Annotated in this window: 18 protein-coding genes; 14 read left to right on the top strand and 4 right to left on the bottom strand. The window is 67.7% G+C overall.

Features of this window, described 5'->3' with window-relative positions:
* Positions 1–1,491, bottom strand: coding sequence for an Asp-tRNA(Asn)/Glu-tRNA(Gln) amidotransferase subunit GatA (gene gatA, locus ACG01O_RS11850; RefSeq protein ID WP_394384768.1), 1,491 nt, complete (start codon positions 1,489–1,491; stop codon positions 1–3).
* On the bottom strand, positions 1,488–1,787 hold the full coding sequence (gene gatC, locus ACG01O_RS11845) for an Asp-tRNA(Asn)/Glu-tRNA(Gln) amidotransferase subunit GatC (protein ID WP_394384767.1): 300 nt from the start codon (positions 1,785–1,787) through the stop codon (positions 1,488–1,490). Before gatC ends, gatA begins: the two co-directional genes overlap by 4 nt.
* 208 nt (positions 1,788–1,995) lie before the next feature.
* On the opposite strand from gatC, the gene ACG01O_RS11840 reads away from it, so the two are divergent.
* The 5 genes from ACG01O_RS11840 to rodA all read left to right on the top strand — a co-directional run bounded on the left by ACG01O_RS11840 (position 1,996) and on the right by rodA (position 7,972).
* A complete protein-coding gene (locus ACG01O_RS11840; RefSeq protein ID WP_056191483.1) occupies positions 1,996–3,039 on the top strand; it encodes a rod shape-determining protein in 1,044 nt (347 codons plus the stop codon).
* A 35-nt stretch (positions 3,040–3,074) separates the two neighbouring features.
* Entirely contained in the window at positions 3,075–4,079 is a 1,005-nt protein-coding gene (gene mreC, locus ACG01O_RS11835; RefSeq protein ID WP_394384764.1) for a rod shape-determining protein MreC, read from the top strand.
* Between the two features lie 100 nt (positions 4,080–4,179).
* Positions 4,180–4,701: a rod shape-determining protein MreD gene (gene mreD / locus ACG01O_RS11830; RefSeq protein ID WP_394384762.1), complete on the top strand. Its 522-nt coding sequence runs from the start codon at positions 4,180–4,182 to the stop codon at positions 4,699–4,701.
* A gap of 89 nt (positions 4,702–4,790) precedes the next feature.
* Positions 4,791–6,821, top strand: a complete 2,031-nt coding sequence (mrdA, locus tag ACG01O_RS11825; RefSeq protein ID WP_394384760.1) for a penicillin-binding protein 2 — start codon at positions 4,791–4,793, stop codon at positions 6,819–6,821.
* The gene (gene rodA, locus ACG01O_RS11820; RefSeq protein WP_394384758.1) at positions 6,818–7,972 is read left to right on the top strand and encodes a rod shape-determining protein RodA; all 1,155 of its coding nucleotides are present in this window, start codon (positions 6,818–6,820) and stop codon (positions 7,970–7,972) included. Before mrdA ends, rodA begins: the two co-directional genes overlap by 4 nt.
* Positions 7,973–8,035: 63 nt before the next feature.
* Here rodA and ACG01O_RS11815 read toward each other — a convergent pair whose 3' ends face one another.
* Positions 8,036–9,553 (bottom strand): sensor histidine kinase, encoded by a 1,518-nt coding sequence (locus ACG01O_RS11815; protein ID WP_394384756.1) that lies wholly within the window; start codon positions 9,551–9,553, stop codon positions 8,036–8,038.
* Complete coding sequence (locus tag ACG01O_RS11810; protein WP_394384754.1) at positions 9,554–10,225, bottom strand: response regulator; 672 nt, start codon at positions 10,223–10,225, stop codon at positions 9,554–9,556.
* Positions 10,226–10,425: 200 nt separating this feature from the next.
* On the opposite strand from ACG01O_RS11810, the gene recA reads away from it, so the two are divergent.
* From recA to ACG01O_RS11765, 9 genes are all read left to right on the top strand, one after another.
* Positions 10,426–11,472 carry a recombinase RecA gene (recA, locus tag ACG01O_RS11805; RefSeq protein ID WP_394384752.1) on the top strand — a complete coding sequence of 349 codons (1,047 nt, stop codon included), beginning with the start codon at positions 10,426–10,428 and terminating at the stop codon, positions 11,470–11,472.
* Between the two features lie 138 nt (positions 11,473–11,610).
* The gene (locus tag ACG01O_RS11800; protein ID WP_394384750.1) at positions 11,611–12,177 is read left to right on the top strand and encodes a regulatory protein RecX; all 567 of its coding nucleotides are present in this window, start codon (positions 11,611–11,613) and stop codon (positions 12,175–12,177) included.
* Between the two features lie 170 nt (positions 12,178–12,347).
* Positions 12,348–12,923 carry a DUF2889 domain-containing protein gene (locus ACG01O_RS11795; protein ID WP_394384748.1) on the top strand — a complete coding sequence of 192 codons (576 nt, stop codon included), beginning with the start codon at positions 12,348–12,350 and terminating at the stop codon, positions 12,921–12,923.
* A 24-nt stretch (positions 12,924–12,947) separates the two neighbouring features.
* Complete coding sequence (gene sucC, locus ACG01O_RS11790; RefSeq protein ID WP_394384746.1) at positions 12,948–14,108, top strand: ADP-forming succinate--CoA ligase subunit beta; 1,161 nt, start codon at positions 12,948–12,950, stop codon at positions 14,106–14,108.
* An 18-nt stretch (positions 14,109–14,126) separates the two neighbouring features.
* Positions 14,127–15,020, top strand: a complete 894-nt coding sequence (gene sucD, locus ACG01O_RS11785) for a succinate--CoA ligase subunit alpha (RefSeq protein WP_394384744.1) — start codon at positions 14,127–14,129, stop codon at positions 15,018–15,020.
* Between the two features lie 64 nt (positions 15,021–15,084).
* Complete coding sequence (locus ACG01O_RS11780) at positions 15,085–15,780, top strand: TerC family protein (protein ID WP_394384743.1); 696 nt, start codon at positions 15,085–15,087, stop codon at positions 15,778–15,780.
* Between the two features lie 10 nt (positions 15,781–15,790).
* Positions 15,791–16,939, top strand: coding sequence for a serine/threonine-protein kinase (locus tag ACG01O_RS11775; protein WP_394384742.1), 1,149 nt, complete (start codon positions 15,791–15,793; stop codon positions 16,937–16,939).
* Positions 16,936–17,745: a Stp1/IreP family PP2C-type Ser/Thr phosphatase gene (locus tag ACG01O_RS11770; protein WP_394384740.1), complete on the top strand. Its 810-nt coding sequence runs from the start codon at positions 16,936–16,938 to the stop codon at positions 17,743–17,745. Before ACG01O_RS11775 ends, ACG01O_RS11770 begins: the two co-directional genes overlap by 4 nt.
* 37 nt (positions 17,746–17,782) lie before the next feature.
* Positions 17,783–18,442, top strand: coding sequence for an FHA domain-containing protein (locus ACG01O_RS11765; protein WP_394384738.1), 660 nt, complete (start codon positions 17,783–17,785; stop codon positions 18,440–18,442).
* Positions 18,443–18,571 lie beyond the last annotated feature (129 nt).

Raw genomic sequence — 18,571 nt, 5'->3', positions numbered from 1 at the left:
TCAGAGTCCCGAAGGCGCGGCGCGGTGCCAGTCGGTGGCTTGCTGCAGGGCATGCGCGGTGTGCAGCAGCTGCCCTTCCTTGAAGTAGTTGCCGATCAGCTGCAGGCCGACGGGCATGCCGCCGGCGCCCGTGCCCACCGGCACGCTCATGCCGGGCAGGCCGGCGAGCGAGCCGGGCAGCGTGAAGATGTCGGCCAGGTAGGCCTGGGTCGGGTCGTCCTTGCCCTCGCCGTGCTTCCAGGCGACGGTCGGGGCCACCGGGCCGGCGATGACGTCGCACTGGGCAAAGGCCTGCTGGAAGTCGTCCGCAATCATGCGGCGCAGCTTCTGAGCCTGAAGGTAGTAGGCGTCGTAGTAGCCGTGGCTCAGCACGTAGGTGCCGATCATGATCCGGCGCTTGACCTCCGCACCGAAGCCTTCGGCGCGGGTCTTCTTGTACATATCCAGCAGATCGTCGTACTTTGCCGCACGATGGCCGAACTTGACGCCATCGAAGCGACTCAGGTTGGAGCTCGCCTCGGCCGGAGCAATGATGTAGTACACCGGAATCGCCAGCTCGGTGCGGGGCAGGCTGACGTCCACCAGCGTGGCGCCCAGCTTCTCCAGCTCGGCCAGACCCGCGCGCACTGCGGCGTTCACATCAACCGACAACCCCGCGGGGAAGAACTCGCGCGGCAGGCCGATGCGCAGGCCCGCCAGCGGCTTGCCGGCAGCCGCGCCTTCACGGGCGGCCAGCATCTGGGCGTGGAAGTCCTGCGGGGGCTGGTTGACGCTGGTGGCGTCGCGTTCGTCAAAGCCGCTCATGGCCGACAGCAGCAGCGCGCAGTCCTCGGCCGAGCGGGCCATCGGGCCGGCTTGGTCCAAGCTGGACGCGAAGGCGATCATCCCGTAGCGGCTGCACACGCCGTAGGTGGGCTTGATGCCGGTGATGCCGGTGAAGCTGGCCGGCTGGCGGATGGAGCCGCCGGTGTCGGTGCCGGTCACGCCCGGCACCAGGCGCGCAGCCACAGCCACGGCCGAGCCGCCGGACGAACCTCCGGGCACGCGGCTCAAGTCCCAGGGGTTGTGGGACGGGAAGTAGGCGCTGTTCTCGTTGGCCGAGCCCATCGCGAATTCGTCGCAGTTGAGCTTGCCCAGGCTCACCGTGCCGGCGGCGTTCAGGCGCGCCACCACGGTCGCGTCGAACGGGCTGCGGTAGCCGGCCAGCATCTTGGAGCCAGCGGTCGTCGGCATGTCGGCCGTGACGTAGATGTCCTTGTGCGCCACGGGCACGCCGGTCAGGGCACCTGCGGTGCCGGCAGCCAGGGCCGCATCGGCGGCCGCTGCACGGGCCAGGGCGCCGTCCGCGTCCACATGCAGGAAGGCGCCCAGCTGGGCGTCTTGCGCGGCCACGCGGTCCAACAGGGCCTGGGTGGCTTCGCGGCTGGACAGCGCGCGGGATTTCAGGGCGGCGGCCAGCTCGGCCACGCCCATGTCGTGAACGGGCTTCATTCGATGACCTTGGGAACGAGGAAGAGGCCGTCCTCGACGGCCGGGGCGCTGCGCTGGTTCAACTCGCGCTGGTTGCTCTCGGTGACGGCGTCCTCGCGCAGACGCAGTTGCACCTGCTGGATGGCCGACAGCGGCGTGTACAGCGGCTCAATGCCGGCCGTGTCCACGGCGCTCATCTGGTCCACGATCTTGAAAAAGTCGTTGAGGTTGCCCAGCAGCGCGTCCGACTCGGCCGGCTGCAATTCCAGCCGTGCCAGATTGGCGATGCGGCTCACGTCGTCAGGGGTGAGGCTCATGAGGGTTTTTAGATGTAAGCCATGCGCCAGAAACCTAGTGCTGGCGGGCTCAAAAACAGGGTGATCGGTTATTATCGCCGCCCATCTTGCAAGCCCTCGAGGCTGCCCGATTCGCGATGAATTTCGTCGCAGCCCGGGCGGCCTCGTCGCTTATTCAGACCCCCGATTTCAAGCCGCGCCCCGTCGGCGAGGCTCCCCGCGCCACACCATGTTCGCCTCCCTGCGCCGCTATTTCTCCACCGACCTGGCCATCGACCTCGGCACCGCCAACACCCTGATTTACGTGCGCGGCAAGGGCATCGTGCTCGACGAGCCCTCGGTGGTGTCCATCCGCCACGAAGGCGGCCCCAACGGCAAGAAGACCATCCAGGCCGTCGGCCGCGAGGCCAAGGCCATGCTGGGCAAGGTGCCCGGCAACATCGAAGCCATCCGCCCCATGAAGGACGGCGTGATCGCGGACTTCACGGTGACCGAGCAGATGCTCAAGCAATTCATCAAGATGGTCCACGACAGCAAGACCTTCAAGCCGTCGCCGCGCATCATCATCTGCGTGCCCTGCGGTTCCACCCAGGTCGAGCGCCGTGCCATCCGTGAATCGGCCCTCGGTGCCGGTGCTTCCGAGGTCTACCTGATCGAGGAACCCATGGCCGCCGCCATCGGCGCGGGCCTCCCGGTGGCTGAGGCCTCGGGCTCCATGGTGGTGGACATCGGCGGCGGCACGACGGAAGTCGGCGTCATCTCGCTGGGCGGCATGGTCTACAAGGGCTCGGTGCGCGTGGGCGGCGACAAGTTCGACGAAGCCATCATCAACTACATCCGCCGCAACTACGGCATGTTGATCGGCGAGCCCACGGCTGAAGCCATCAAGAAGAACATCGGCAGCGCCTTCCCGGGCTCCGAGGTCAAGGAAATGGAAGTCAAGGGCCGCAACCTGTCCGAAGGTGTGCCGCGCAGCTTCACGATCTCGTCCAACGAGATCCTGGAAGCCCTGACCGACCCGCTCAATCAGATCGTCTCCGCCGTGAAGAACGCGCTGGAGCAAACGCCGCCGGAACTGGGCGCCGACATCGCCGAGCGCGGCATGATGCTGACCGGCGGCGGCGCCCTGCTGCGCGACCTGGACCGCCTGCTGGGCGAAGAAACCGGCCTGCCGGTGCTGGTGGCCGAAGACCCGCTGACCTGCGTCGTTCGCGGCTGCGGCATGGCCCTGGAGCGCATGGAGCGCCTGGGCAGCATCTTCACCTCCGAGTGACCCCAGAGTAGCGGCTTCGGGCCGCGCAGCAAGCCATGCCGCTCGGCACCCTGGATCGCTCTCCCCCGCCGTTCTTCCGCCAAGGTCCGTCGGCGCTGACCAAGCTCGCGCTGTGCTCGGCGCTGGCGCTGCTGCTGATGGTGGCCGACGCCCGCTTTCAGCTGATGCAGCCCGCCCGCGCCGCGCTGGCGCTGGTGCTGCACCCGGTGCAACGCCTACTGCTGACGCCCGTGGACGCGTGGGACACCGCGGGCGACTACCTGCGCGGCACGCAGCGGGCCATGCAGGCGGAAGACCAGGCCAAGCGCCAGTTGGCGCAGCAGGCCGAGCGCCTGTCGCGCGCCGAAGCCTTGCAGGCCGAGAACGAGCGGCTGCGCAAGCTGCTGGGCCTGCAACCGTCGCTGGCGGTGCCTTCCGTGCCGGCCGAGGTGCTGTTCGAGGCCCCGGACCCGTTCTCGCGGCGCGTCGTGATCGACCGCGGCGCCACGCAGGGCGTGGTGGCGGGCTCGCCCGTCATCAATGAAGCCGGCGTGCTGGGCCAGGTGACGCGCGTGTACCCGCTGTCCAGCGAAGTGACGCTGCTGACCGACAAGGACGCCGCCATTCCGCTGCTCAACGCCCGCACCCAGATGCGCAACGCCGCCGCCGGCCGATCGGATGGCGCTGGCATGGAACTGCGCTTCCTGGCCGCCAACGCCGACATCAAGGTGGGCGACCTCATGACCACCTCCGGCCTGGACGGCGTGTACCCGCCGGGCCTGCCCGTGGCCAAGGTGGCCGTGGTGGAGCGCCGTGGTGATTCCAGCTTCGCGCAGGTGCTGCTGGCCCCCATCGCCCAACCGGACAGTGCCCGCCACGTGTTGGTGCTGTTGCCGCACGACCGGCATCTCGCGGCCAAGAAGGAGGCCGAGGCCGCCGCAGCCGCAGAAGCCGCCTCGGCGGCTGCAGCCAAGGCCGCCGTGCGCGCGGCCAAGAAGGAAGAGCGCGCCGCCAAAGCCGCTGAAAAGGCCGCCGCCAAGGCGTCGGGAGCCACGCCATGATCATGCTGAGCTGTCTGCCCCCCGCTGCTGCGCAGCGGCCCCCCGTGGGGGCCCGGCCTTGCTTGGGGCGGCCCGGCGCGCGGCCGGAAAGGAGCGCGCCATGATCATGCCGCGCGCCGCCGATCAGCTGCTGCTGCCGGCCAACCCCTGGTTCATCGGCCTCACGCTGGTGGTGGCCATGATGATCGACATGGTGCCCACGGGCCGCCTGGCTGGCATGCCCGATGTGCTGGCCGTGGTGCTGGTGTTCTGGGGTGTGCACCAGCCGCGCCGGGTGGGCGTGCTGTGGGCCTTCGTCTTCGGCTTGGCCATGGACGTGCACGACGGTGCGTTGCTCGGCCAGCACGCGCTGGCCTACAGCGGCCTGAGCTTCGGTGCGATCACGCTGCATCGGCGGCTGACCTGGTTCCCGCTGGGCGCGCAGGCCGTGCAGGTGCTGCCGCTGTTCGTGGGCGCGCACGCGCTGGCGCTGATCGTGCGCATGATCGTGGGCGGCATGTGGCCGGGCTGGCCGGTGCTGCTGGCCCCGGTGTTCGAGGCCGTGTTGTGGCCGGTGGCCAGCGTGCTGCTGCTGGCGCCGCAGCGCCGCGCGCCCGACCGCGACGCGCACCGCCCGCTGTGACATGAGGCCCCCACGCGTGCTTCGCCCGCTGCCCCCCGGGGGTGCGTCCCTCGGCCTTCGGGCGGCCGTGCGCCCGAGGGGTTGACCAGATGGTCGTCCTGAAAAACCTCCACCAGGAGCTGTCGCGCTTTCGTGTGCGCGTGTGGGCGGCGGGCGCCTTCGTGCTGTTCTGCTTCGGGCTGCTGGTGGCGCGCCTGGTGTGGCTGCAGGTGGTGCAGTACGACAGCTTTGCCGAGCGGGCCGAGTCCAACCGCATCGCGGTGGTGCCCATCGTGCCCAACCGCGGGCTCATCAAGGACCGCAACGGCGTGGTGCTGGCCAGCAACTACTCGGCCTACACGCTGGAGATCAACCCCGAGAAGGTCACCGACCTGGACGGCACCATCGAGGCCCTCGGCCAGGTGCTGGACATCCAGGCGCGCGACAAACGCCGCTTCAAGCGCCTGCTGGACGAAGCCAAGCACACCGACTCGCTGCCCATCCGCACCAAGCTGACGGACGAAGAAGTGGCCCGCTTCACCGCGCAACGCTTTCGCTTCCCCGGCGTGGAGATCAAGGCGCGGCTGTTCCGCAGCTACCCCTTGGGCGACGTGGGCGCCCACCTGATCGGCTACATCGGCCGCATCAACCAGGCCGAGAAAAAGGCCATGGACGACTGGGACGAAGACGACCTGGCCAACTACCGGGGCACGGAATACATCGGCAAGCTGGGGCTGGAGCAGGCCTACGAGAAGGAACTGCACGGCGCCACCGGCTTCGAGCAGGTGGAAACCAGCGCCGGCGGCCGCGCCGTGCGCCGGCTGGACCACCGCCCGCCCACGCCCGGCAACACGCTGAACCTGTCGATCGACATCAAGCTGCAGGCGTTGGTGGAGCAGCTGTTCGGCGAACGCCGGGGCGCGCTGGTGGCCATCGACCCGCGCAACGGCGAGGTGCTGGCCTTCGTGTCCAAGCCCACCTTCGACCCCAACCTGTTTGTCGATGGCATCGACGCCGACAGCTGGCGCGAGCTGAACGAAGACATCGACAAGCCGCTGCTGAACCGCGCCCTGCGCGGCACCTACCCGCCGGGCTCCACGTTCAAGCCGCTGATGGCCATGGCCGCGCTGAACAGCGGCAAGCGCGCCCCCGGCACGGTCATCATGGACAACCTGACCTACAGCTTCGGCGGCCGCACCTTCGGCAGCCCCGAGACCGACCGGCCCGGCCCCAAGGACATGCGCCTGGCCATCGTCAGCTCGTCCAACGTGTACTTCTACAGCCTGGCCAACGAGATGGGCGTGGACCTGATCCACGACCAACTGGCCCCGTTCGGCCTGGGCCGCAAGACCGAGATCGATGTGCAGGGCGAGGTGACCGGCGACCTGCCCTCCACCGAGTGGAAGCGCAAGAAGTTCCGCCGGCCCGAGCAGCAGAAGTGGTACGCCGGCGAGACCATCTCGCTGGGCATCGGCCAGGGCTACAACAACTTCACCATGCTGCAGATGGCCAACGCCTACGCCACGATCGCCTCAGGCGGCCAGCGCTTCAAGCCGCGCCTGGTGCGCGAGATCGAAGACGTCGTGAAGCACGAGCAGCGCCGCGTGGCCAGCGATGCCCGGGAGCCGCTGCCGCTGCGCCCGGCGGATGTGGACGTGATCCGCAACGCCATGAACGGCGTGACGCTGGAGGGCACGTCGCGCCAGGTGTTCCTGGGCGCGGGCTACCAGAGCGGCGGCAAGACGGGCACCGCCCAGGCCATCGGCCTGAAGGCTGGCGAGAAGTACAGCAGCATCAAGGCCGACGAACGCAAGCGCGACCACTCGCTCTACGTCGCCTTCGCGCCGCTGGACAAGCCCACGGTGGCCCTGGCCGTCATCGTCGAAAACGCAGGCTGGGGCTCGGCCTCGGCCGCCCCGATCGCCCGGCGCGTGTTCGATTACCTGCTGATGGGCCAGTACCCCAGCGAGGAAGACATTGCGCTCACCCAAAAGGGTCAGTCCTTCGCCCCCGTGGGTGCGCCGCGCCGCGCCGCCGACGTGCCCTTGCCCGGCCAAACCCTGCCGAGCGCGGCCATCGCCGCGTCGTCGGCTTCAGCGCCCGCCTCAGCCCCGCGCCCGGCCTCCGGAGCTTCACGATGACCGTCATCGAGCGCCCGCCCCTGCTCAGCCGCCTGCGCCCCTGGCTCAGCGATTTCGACATCCCGTTGCTGCTGGCGGTGCTGTGGATGTGCGCGTGGGGCCTGCTGTGCATGTACTCCGCCGGCTACGACCACGGCACGCGCTTTGTGGACCACGCCCGCAACATGCTGCTGGCGCTGGGGCTGATGTTCCTGGTGGCCCAGGTGCCGCCGCAAAAGCTGATGGCCGTGGCCATTCCCCTTTATGTGTTCGGCGTGACCTTGCTGGTGGCCACGGCCCTGTTCGGCGTCACCAAAAAGGGCGCCACACGCTGGCTGAGCATCGGCATCACACAGATCCAGCCGTCGGAACTGCTGAAACTGGCCACGCCGCTGATGCTGGCCTGGTGGTTCCAGAAGCGCGAAGGCCTGCTGCGCTGGCCCGACTTCATCGCCGCCTTCGGCCTGTTGCTGCTGCCCTTCCTGCTGATTGCGAAACAGCCCGACCTGGGCACCGGCCTGCTGGTGCTGGCCGCGGGCCTGTACGTCATCTTCTTCGCCGGCCTGCCCTGGAAGCTGATCCTGCCGGTGATGGTGCTCGGGGCTGCAGGCATCGTGGCGCTGGTGGCCAGTGAAGACCACATCTGCGAGCCCGACGTGCAATGGATGCTGCTCAAGGAGTACCAGAAGCACCGCGTGTGCACGCTGCTGGACCCGAGCAAAGACCCGCTGGGCAAGGGCTTTCACATCATCCAGGGCGAGATCGCCATCGGCTCCGGCGGCATGACCGGCAAGGGCTTCATGCAGGGCACGCAAACCCACCTGGAGTTCATTCCCGAGCGCACCACCGACTTCATCTTTGCCGCCTTCGGCGAGGAGTTCGGGCTGATGGGCGCACTCGCGCTGCTGCTGGGTTTCACGGCGCTCATCCTGCGCGGGCTGATGATCGCGTCCGACGCGCCGACGCTGTTCACACGGCTGATGGCCGGCGCAGTCACGCTCAGCTTCTTCACCTACGTGTTCGTGAACATGGGCATGGTCAGCGGCATCCTGCCGGTGGTGGGCGTGCCGCTGCCCTTCATCAGCTACGGCGGCACCGCCATGGTGACGCTGGGGCTGAGCCTGGGCCTGCTGATGTCCATCTCGCGGGCCAAGAAGCTGGTCAAGACCTGACCCTGCTCAGCGTCGGGCTGTGGCGTCGGGTGGCTGCTCCGGGCTGCAGCCCCAGGTGGTCGCTCAGGGCAGCGCCACCGCGGCTGGCACGGCAGGGAACCGGATCGTGAACCGCGCCCCCGGCCCTTGCCCATCCGGCGACTCGCCGCCCGCGGCCCGGCGCACCCGCGTGTCGTCCAGGCCCAGCTCCGCGTCGTGCTGCTGCACGATTTCCTGCACGATGGCCAGGCCCAGGCCCGAGCCCTCCACCCCGCTGCCCAATGATCGGTAGAACGGCTGGAACACCTTCTCCCGCTCGCTCGGCGGGATGCCGGGGCCGGTGTCCTCCACCTGCAACACCACCACCTGGCCGAACGGGTCTTCCACCACACGCACCGTGACCACACCACCGGCGGGCGTGTACAGCAAGGCGTTGTCGACCAGGTTGCGCACCAACTCGCCCAGCAGCACCGGCTGGCCCAGCACGCGCAGGCGGCTTTCGTCCGGCACCACGCCGTCGTAGCCAAGGTCGATGCGGCGCTCGAGCGCGCGGGGCACGAAGTCCCGCACGGTGTCGATGGCCACGTCCGACAAGTCCACCGGCTCCCGCCGCATGGCGTGCTCGGCATCCTCGGCCCGCGCCATCGACAGCAGCTGGTTCACCATGTGCGCCGCCCGCTCGCTGGCGCGGGCGATCTGCGACAAAGAGCGCTTGAGTTCATCCGGCGACGAGCGGCCCGCATCGATCTCGCGCTGCACCAGCTCCGCCTGCGTGCGCAGGCCGGCCAGCGGCGTCTTGAGCTGGTGCGCCGCATCAGCCAGGAAGTGCTTTTGCCGGCTCATGGACGAGTCCAGCCGCGTCAGCAGGTCGTTGATGGCCTGCACCAGGGGCGCCACCTCGTCGGGCACGCGGCGCTCGTCGATGGGCGACAGGTCAGAGCTTTCGCGCGAGCGGATGCGCCGTTGCAATTCGTTCAGCGGCGCAATGCCACGCGCCAGCGCCAGCCACACCAGCAGCACCGCCAACGGCAGGATGACGAACTGCGGCAGGATCACGCCCTTGATGATTTCGTTGGTCAGTCGCGCTCGCTTGCCCAGCGTCTCGGCCACCTGCACCAGCAGCATGCGGCTGGACCCGGCCTCCCCTTCGGGTGACACCCACAGGTAGGCCACGCGCACCGCCTCGGCCCCCACTTCGTCGTCCCGAAAGTGCAGCTCCCACGGCACCACGGGCGCATCTTCCGCCGGCACCGGCAAGGCGGCATCCCCGCTCAGCAGTTCACCCCGCACGCCCAACACTTGGTAGTACACGGTGTCGGACGCATCGGCACGCAGCAGCGCCGCAGCCTCGGGCGCAAGGGCGTACCGGTCCTTGCCCTTGGCGCTGGGCGCCAGCGGCGCGGCAGACGCGGCCTGCAGCCCGAGGCTGCGGGCCATCTCGCCCAGTTCGCGGTCGTACGGGCGGCTGGCAATGCCCTGCGCCACCAGCCAGGTCAGCGCCACGCTGATCGGCCAGATCAACAGCAGCGGCGCGAGCATCCAATCCAAGATCTCGCCGAACAGCGAGCCCTGCTGGCGCGTGGCGCCGTCCTTCACCGGCATTTACGACGCGATCTTTTCCAGGCAGTAGCCCAAGCCGCGCACCGTCGCGATGCGGATGGGCCCCTGTTCGATCTTCTTGCGCAGGCGGTGGATGTACACCTCGATGGCGTTGTTGGACACCTCTTCGCCCCACTCGCACAGCCGCTCCACGAGCTGGTCTTTGCTGACCAGGCGGCCCGCCCGCTGCAGCAGCACCTCCAGCAACGACAACTCGCGCGCCGACAACTCCAGCATCTGCTCGTTGATGTAGGCCACCCGGCCGGTGGCATCAAAGCTGAGCGGCCCGTGTTTGATGATGCTGCTGGCCGTGCCCAGGCCGCGGCGCGTCAGCGCGCGCACGCGGGCCTCAAGCTCCTGCAGCGAGAAAGGCTTGGCCATGTAGTCGTCAGCGCCCAGGTCCAGGCCCTTCACGCGCTGCTCGACGCTGTCGGCCGCGGTCAGGATCAGCACCGGCATCGTCGAACCCCGCGCGCGCAGCTTGCGCAGCACCTCCAGCCCGTGCAGCCGGGGCAGCCCGAGGTCCAGGATCACCAGATCGAACTCATGGGTGGCCAAGGCCGTATCAGCCTCGGTGCCGCTGCTGACCCGGTCCACCGCATAGCCGGACGCCCGCAGCGCCCGCAGCAACCCGTCCGCCAGCACTTGATCATCTTCTGCAATCAGGATGCGCATGGTCTTGTCTCCTGCGCCGATGTTATGTGCCGTGGCCGACACCGAACTTGCGCCATCGCAAACCTGGCTCATCGCATGAGCCACCTGGCCGGCACACTCTCCTCAATCCTGACGCCGCGCGCTGCCGCAGCTCGGGGGACAAAATACTGTACAAACATACAGATTGCCCCATAATTCAGCCATTCCCCACGGAGATACGCATGGACGCCCCGGTCAAAGCCCTCAACACCGAAAAAGCCAAGGCCCTGCAGGCCGCCCTCGCCCAGATCGAAAAGCAATTCGGCAAGGGCTCCATCATGCGCCTGGGTGAAGGCGAGGTCATCGAAGACATCCAGGTCGTCTCCACCGGCTCGCTGGGGCTGGACATCGCGCTGGGCGTTGGTGGCCTGCCGCGCGGCCGCGTGATCGAGATCTACGGCCCCGAGTCGTCCGGCAAGACCACGCTGACCCTGCAGGTCATCGCCGAAATGCAGAAGCTCGCCGGCACCTGCGCCTTCATCGACGCCGAGCATGCCCTGGACGTGCAGTACGCCCAAAAGCTGGGCGTCAACCTGCAAGACCTGCTCATCAGCCAGCCTGACACCGGCGAACAGGCCCTGGAAATCGTTGACGCGCTGGTGCGCTCCGGCTCCGTGGACCTCATCGTCGTCGACTCGGTCGCCGCGCTCACGCCCAAGGCGGAAATCGAAGGCGAAATGGGCGACAGCCTGCCCGGCCTGCAAGCCCGCCTGATGAGCCAAGCCCTGCGCAAGCTCACCGCCACCATCAAGAAGACCAACTGCACGGTCATCTTCATCAACCAGATCCGCATGAAGATCGGTGTGATGTTCGGCTCGCCTGAAACCACCACCGGCGGCAATGCGCTGAAGTTCTACGCCTCCGTGCGCCTGGACATCCGCCGCATCGGCTCCATCAAGAAGGGCGAAGAGGTCATCGGCTCCGAGACCAAGGTCAAGGTCGTCAAGAACAAGGTCAGCCCCCCGTTCAAGACCGCCGAGTTCGACATCCTCTACGGCGAAGGCATCAGCCGCGAAGGTGAAATCATCGACATGGGCGTCGTGGCCAAGGTGGTCGACAAGTCCGGCGCTTGGTACGCCTACAACGGCGAAAAGATCGGCCAAGGCAAGGACAACGCGCGCGAATTCCTGCGCGAGAACCCCGACATCGCCCGCGAAATCGAGAACAAGATCCGCGCGGCCGTGGGCGTGTCGCTGCTGGGTGACGGCGAGGGCCACGACGGCGAGTGAGGCCAGGCCGGGAGCTTCCCGGCCGCATCCTCATTGCCCGTCCTCGACCCTCCACGGGGTCGCAGCACAGTGCTGCACACCCGCCTGCACGGCAGCCCTCGGCTGACGCCGCCCCCCCCCTCCACACCGCTGCCGACCGTGAGCCGCCCCCCGCTGTCCCTGAAAGCCCGCGCCATCGCGCTGCTGGCCCAGCGGGAGCACAGCCGGCTGGAATTGCGGCGCAAGCTGCTCGCCATCGAACGGCGGGCGCGGGCTTTGGCAGCAGCAGCTGCGGCGGCGGCGGAAGCCAGTCACTTGGCACCACCCGACGACACGGCGGACCTGGGCGATGACGCCGGGGACGCCGAGGACGCCGAGGACGCCGAATGCACGGTCGACGCGCTGCTGGACACCCTGTCACGAGACGGCTACCTCAGCGAATCCCGGTTCATCGAATCTCGCGTGCACCTGCGCGCCCAGCGTTTTGGCGCGCAGCGCATCCAGCAGGAACTGGCACAGCACGGCCTCAAGCTGGACGCCGACCAAGCCGCCGACCTCAAAGCCAGCGAGCAGGCCCGCGCCCGAGAGGTGTGGCTGCGCCGTTTCGGCCCGGAACCCGATCGAGACGCCGCCGCCCAGGCGAAACAGACGCGTTTCCTGTTGGCCCGCGGGTTTTCACCAGACGTCGTGCGGCGTTTGTTGCGATCGCCGGCCTCGCTTGACTGAGCGCAACGGGCACTTTTCACCCTCCGTGCTACATTGCCGGCTGCCCAAAAATGAGGGTTCACCCGGTTACAGCCCGCCGATCGACGCTTGCAAACGTCCGTCACGGTCTAAAAAACGCCGGAAAACTCCCGTCCCGGCATCGCCCGGGTGGTCCCGCCAATCCCCGCTTCATGTCAGCCGCCAACCCGTCCACCTCGCGCCGCCCGCTTCACCGCCGCGCCTTCGATGTGCAGGTGTTCGCGCGTGATGACGGCCAGTTCGACGTTGAAGCCTCCCTGACGGACACCAAAACCCACGACGTGCCCTTGGCCGGCGTGCCGCGCAAAGCGGGCGACCCCATCCACGAGATGCACCTGCACTTGACGGTCGACAGCTCGCTCACCGTCACCGCTGCGCGCTCCGAAACGCGCTGGATGCCCTACCCCGGCGCCTGCAACGAACACGGCCAGGCCTACGCACGGCTCGTCGGCCTGAACCTGATGAACGGCTTTCGCCAGGGCGTGCAGGAGCGACTGTCCGGCACACGCGGCTGCACGCACCTGACCGAGCTCAGCCTGGTGCTGCCCACCGCCGTCATCCAGGCCCTGGCCGGTTCCGTCATCGACACGCGCGAAGGCGACAGCGACGGCGCGCCCCCTTTTCAGCTGGACCGTTGCCACGCGCTGCGCCGCGATGGCGCCACGGTGGCCCGCTTTTACCCCCGCTGGCATCAGGCAACGCCTGATGCCAGCACGACTGCTTCCTGACTTCCCGACCCGAGAGACCCACCCATGAAAATCCACGAATATCAGGGCAAAGAAATCCTGCGCCAATTCGGCGTGCCGGTGCCGCGCGGCATCCCCGCCTTCACCGTGCAGGAAGCCGTTGAAGCGGCGCAGAAGCTGGGCGGCCCCGTGTGGGTCGTGAAGGCGCAGATCCACGCTGGCGGCCGCGGCAAGGGCGGCGGCGTCAAGGTCGCCAAGACCATCGACGACGTGAAGGAAAAGTCGGAAGCCATCTTGGGCATGCAGCTCAAGACGCACCAGACCGGCCCCGAAGGCCAAAAGGTTCGCCGCCTCTACATCGAAGACGGCGCGGACATCGGCAAGGAGTTCTACGTGTCGCTGGTCACCGACCGCGCCACGCAGAAGGTGGCGTTCATCGCCTCCAGCGAAGGCGGCATGGACATCGAAGAGGTGGCCCACAGCACGCCCGAGAAGATCGTCACCGAAGTGATCGATCCGCTGACCGGCATCACCACCGAGCAGTCCAAGAAGATTGCAGCCGCCATCGGCATGGAAGGCCACACGGTCGACCAGGCCGTCGACCTGTTCGCCAAGCTCTACAAGTGCTACATGGACACGGACGCGTCGCTGGTGGAAATCAACCCGCTGAACCGTGACAGCAAGGGCAACCTGATGGCCCTGGACGCGAAGTTCAACTTCGACGCCAACGCCCTGTTCCGCCACCCCGAAATCGTCGCCTACCGCGACCTGGACGAAGAAGATCCGGCGGAAGTGGAAGCTTCGAAGTTCGACCTGGCCTACATCAGCCTGGACGGCAACATCGGTTGCCTGGTGAACGGCGCCGGCCTGGCCATGGCCACGATGGACACCATCAAGCTGTTCGGCGGCGAGCCGGCCAACTTCCTGGACGTCGGCGGTGGCGCCACGGCCGAGAAGGTGACCGAGGCCTTCAAGATCATGCTGAAGAACAAGGCCGTCAAGGGCATCTTGGTGAACATCTTCGGCGGCATCATGAAGTGCGACACCATCGCTGAAGGCGTCATCACCGCCTGCAAGGCCGTGAACCTGAGCGTGCCGCTGGTCGTGCGCATGAAGGGCACGAACGAAGAACTGGGCAAGAAGATGCTGGCCGAATCCGGCCTGCCCATCATCGCCGCCGACACGATGGCCGAAGCGGCCACCAAGATCGTCGCCGCCGTTGCCTAACGCCCAGGAGTAAGAGATATGTCGATCTACATCAACAAAGACACCAAGGTCATCACCCAGGGCATCACCGGCAAGACCGGTCAGTTCCACACCCTGGGCTGCCAGGCCTACGCCAACGGCAAGAACGCGTTCGTCGCGGGCGTGAACCCCAAGAAGGCGGGCGAGAAGTTCTCTGACATTCCCATCTACGCCACCGTCAAGGAAGCCGCCTCGCAGACCGGCGCGACCGTGTCGGTCATCTACGTGCCGCCCGCCGGTGCTGCCGCTGCGATCTGGGAAGCCGTTGAAGCCGACCTGGACCTGGCCATCTGCATCACCGAAGGCATCCCCGTCCGGGACATGCTGGAAGTGCGCAACAAAATGAAGGCCAAGGAAGCCGCCGGCGGCAAGCGCACGCTGCTGCTGGGCCCCAACTGCCCGGGCCTGATCACGCCGGAAGAAATCAAGATCGGCATCATGCCGGGCCACATCCACCGCAAGGGCCGCATCGGCGTCGTGTCGCGTTCGGGCACGCTGACGTATGAAGCCGTGGCGCAGCTGACCGAGCTGGGCATCGGCCAGTCGTCGGCCGTCGGCATCGGTGGCGACCCGATCAACGGTCTGAAGCACATCGACGTGATGAAGGCCTTCAACGACGATCCGGACACCGACGCCGTGATCATGATCGGTGAGATTGGCGGCCCGGACGAGGCCGAAGCCGCTCGCTGGTGCAAGGCCAACATGAAGAAGCCCATCGTGGGCTTCATCGCCGGTGTCACCGCCCCTCCGGGCAAGCGCATGGGCCACGCCGGCGCGCTGATCTCGGGCGGCGCCGACACGGCCGACGCCAAGCTGGCCATCATGGAAGAGTGCGGTTTCACCATCACCCGCAACCCGTCTGAGATGGGCAAGCTGCTCAAGGGCCTGCTGTAATCCGGGCTCAGCCCCGTGTCCAAGCCGTCGGCGTTGCCGACGGCTTTTTCATTTCATAGCCCCCATGGATCACCTCGACCCCAGCGTTTGGTTTGCCCTGTTCAAGATCGTCTGGGCGGACCTGCTGCTGTCAGGCGACAACGCCGTTGTGATCGCGCTGGCCACCCGGCAGTTGCCGCCGCGCCAGCAGCGCCACGCCATCATCGGCGGCGCGGCCGCGGCCATCGTCATGCGGGTGCTGCTCGCGCTGTTCGCCATCGAGCTGCTGCAACTGCCGGGGCTCAAGCTCGTGGGCGCCGCGTTGTTGGTGTGGATCGGCATCAAGCTGATGAGCCAGGGCGAGGAAGAAGCCCAGGTGCGCGAGGCCGGCGGCCTGTGGGCGGCGGTGCGCACCATCCTGTTGGCCGACCTCGCCATGAGCCTGGACAACGTGGTGGCCATCGCCGCCGCCGCCAGTGCGGCGCCCGCGCCGATGCGTCCGGTGCTCCTGGCCGTCGGCCTGGGCCTGTCGATCCCGCTCATCATCTTCGGCAGCACGGTGCTGCTCAAGCTCATGGAACGCGTGCCGGCCATCATCACGCTGGGGGCAGCCCTGCTCGGATTTGTGGCCGGCGAAATGGCCACCACCGATGTGCTCGTGCATGACTGGGTCCAGGCCCACCTGCACGACCTGGACTACACCGTCAGCCTGTTGGGGGCCGTGACGGTGGTCGCACTCGGGCTCGCCCGCGCCCGGCGTCAGAAGGCAGGCGCCGCCTAAGATCGCGCCTATGGCGCAAGGCGAGACTCCCGGCAAAACCAGCGGCTTCTGGCAGCGCCTGGTAGGCCGCATCGCGCGCGCTGACGACTCGGCAGAAACCTCTCCGCCCCCACCGCCGGCCGCCCCGACAGACGCCTCCGCCGCCGCGCGCACCGCGCCCCGGTCGCGCACCCGCGGCACCAACCCACCACCGGACCTGGCCGACTTCGAGCTGGGCGCCGAAATCGGCCGCGGCGCCATGGCCATCGTCTACAAGGCCACCCAACGCTCCACCGGGCGGCAGGTGGCCATCAAGCGGCTGGCCCTGAGCCGCGAGTTCTCGGCCGACGACCTGGCCGATGTGCGCGACCGCTTCATGCGGGAAGCCCGCGCTGCGCGCGCGATGGAGCACCCCGACATCCTGCAGGTGGTAGACGCCGGCCAGGACGGCAACGACGCCTGGATCGCGCTGGAATACGTGCTCGGCCGCGACCTGAGCCTGTTCACGCGCCCCGGCCAGCTGCTGCCTGTCAGAGAAGTGGTTCAGTTGGGCGCACGGCTGGCGCGGGCGCTGCATTACGCGCACAGCCAGGGCGTGGTGCACCGGGACATCAAGCCCGCCAACGTCATGCTGGATCGGGTGAACGGCAGCCTCAAGCTGATGGATTTCGGCATCGCCCGCGTGGGCGATGGCAGCCGAACCCGCACAGGCCTGGTGTTAGGCACGCCGTCCTTCATGTCGCCCGAGCAACTGGCGGGCCTCGCCGTGGACGGGCGCAGCGACCTCTACTCCCTGGCCGTGCTGCTGTATCAGCTGCTCACCGGCACCCTGCCGCACCAAAGCGAATCGATGGCCCGGCTGATGCAGCAGATCGCGACCGAGCCCGCCCCCGACGTACGCACCCACCGGCCGAGCCTGCCCGAGTCACTGGCCCTGGTGCTGGCCGTGGCGCTGGAGAAGCGCCCCGAGTTGCGCTATGCCTCCGGTGAACAAATGGCCCGCGACCTGGACGCCGTGCTCGTGATGGACTTGCAGGCCGAACCCACTGCGCCGCAGGCGTCGTCGCGCACGGGCGGTGCCTTCGCGCAAACACTGCGGCTTCAGGCCGGCGAAGCAGGGCAGAATCCTCGGTCTTCTGCCACCGGCGGCCCGCCGTCTGATCCCCCTCAAGTCCCATGACCCTGGAGTTCTTCAGCGCCACCGACGTGGGCCGTGCGCGCGACAACAACGAAGACTCGGTGGCCCTTGATGAGGCCGCCGGGTTGATGGTGCTGGCCGACGGCATGGGCGGCTACAACGCCGGCGAGGTGGCCAGCCAGATGCTCACCAGCTTCGTGTGCACGGAATTGGGCCGTTGGCTGAAGGACGGCGGCCGCGAGGCGCGCGCGGCGGAAGTCAAGCGGGCGATGGACATCTGCGTGGACAACGCCAACCGCGCCATCTTCAACTCGGCCAACACCAACCCCCGCTACGCCGGCATGGGCACCACGCTCGTGCTGGGCGTCTTCCGCCCGGAAGGCCTGCTGCTGGGCCATGTGGGTGACTCGCGCGCCTACCGCTACCGGGGCGGCCGGCTCATGCAGATCACGCGTGACCACTCGCTGCTGCAGGAGCAGATCGACGCCGGCCTGCTGACCGTGGAAGAGGCCGCGTTCTCCAGCAACAAGAACCTCGTCACCCGCGCCGTGGGCGTGGAAGACACGGTGCTCATGGAGACGCATCTGCACGAAGTCCAGCCCGGCGACACCTACCTGATGTGCTCGGACGGCCTGTCGGACATGCTGGACGACGACAGCATGGCGAACCTCCTGCATGGCAATCAGGCCCTGCCCCAGGCCGCTCATGCACTGATCAACGCGGCCAATGACCACGGCGGCCGCGATAACATCGCCATCATTCTTGCCCGGCATGAGGGCCGCCAGCGCACCGAAAGCCGCAGCTGGTGGCCGTTCGGTCGCCGGGCTGGCAAAGATTCAGCTACCTGAAAAGTCGCGGCACGCACAACAGAACTTGAGGTCATACATGGGCAAACTGGTGGTTTCGCTCGACGGCGTCGTGATCAAGGACGTCCAGATCACGAAAGACAAGACCACGCTGGGTCGGCGGCCGTACAACGACATCGTCATCGACAACCTGGCCGTCAGTGGCGAGCACGCCGTGCTGCAAATGGTGGGCGCCGACGTCTTCATTGAAGACCTGAACTCCACCAACGGCACCTACATCAACGGCAAGGCGATCAAGAAACAGCTGCTGGCCGACAACGACACGGTCGAGATCGGCAAGTACAAGATCAAGTTCCTGCTGAGCGATGGCGGCGACTACGAAAAGACCATGATCCTGAAGCCGGGCAGCACGCCGCCCAGCGTCAGCCCGGCGGTCGGGGTCACGTCGTCGTACGGCGCCCTGGGTGCGGCCACCATCGGCCCGGCCTCCATCAAGGTGCTGACCGGCGCTGCGGCCGGCCGCGAAGTGGCGCTGACCAAGGTCGTCACCACGCTGGGCAAGCCCGGCGTGCAGGTTGCCTCCATCACCAAGCGCCCCACGGGCTACGTGTTTGCCCACGTGGAAGGCACGCACCGCCCGAGCGTCAACGGCATCCCGTTGACCGGCGAATCGATTGCACTGCGCACCGGCGACCTGATCGAGTTGGCCGGCACGCAGATGCAATTCATCCAGGGCTGACAACCCGCGCCGCCGGCACCGCCCTGGGCACCTGCGGGCGCGCTGCCGCCCGTGTGACATCCTCACGCACACGACAGGTCCAACCCGGTAATCCGACCGGTCAGCGGCCTCCGGCCCTGCGTACATTCT

Origin of the sequence: Pelomonas baiyunensis (genome assembly GCF_043555935.1) — a bacterium.
Lineage (GTDB): Bacteria > Pseudomonadota > Gammaproteobacteria > Burkholderiales > Burkholderiaceae_C > Pelomonas > Pelomonas baiyunensis.
Note: the sequence above shows the minus strand (reverse complement) of the source record. Positions and strands in the feature narration are given on the sequence as shown.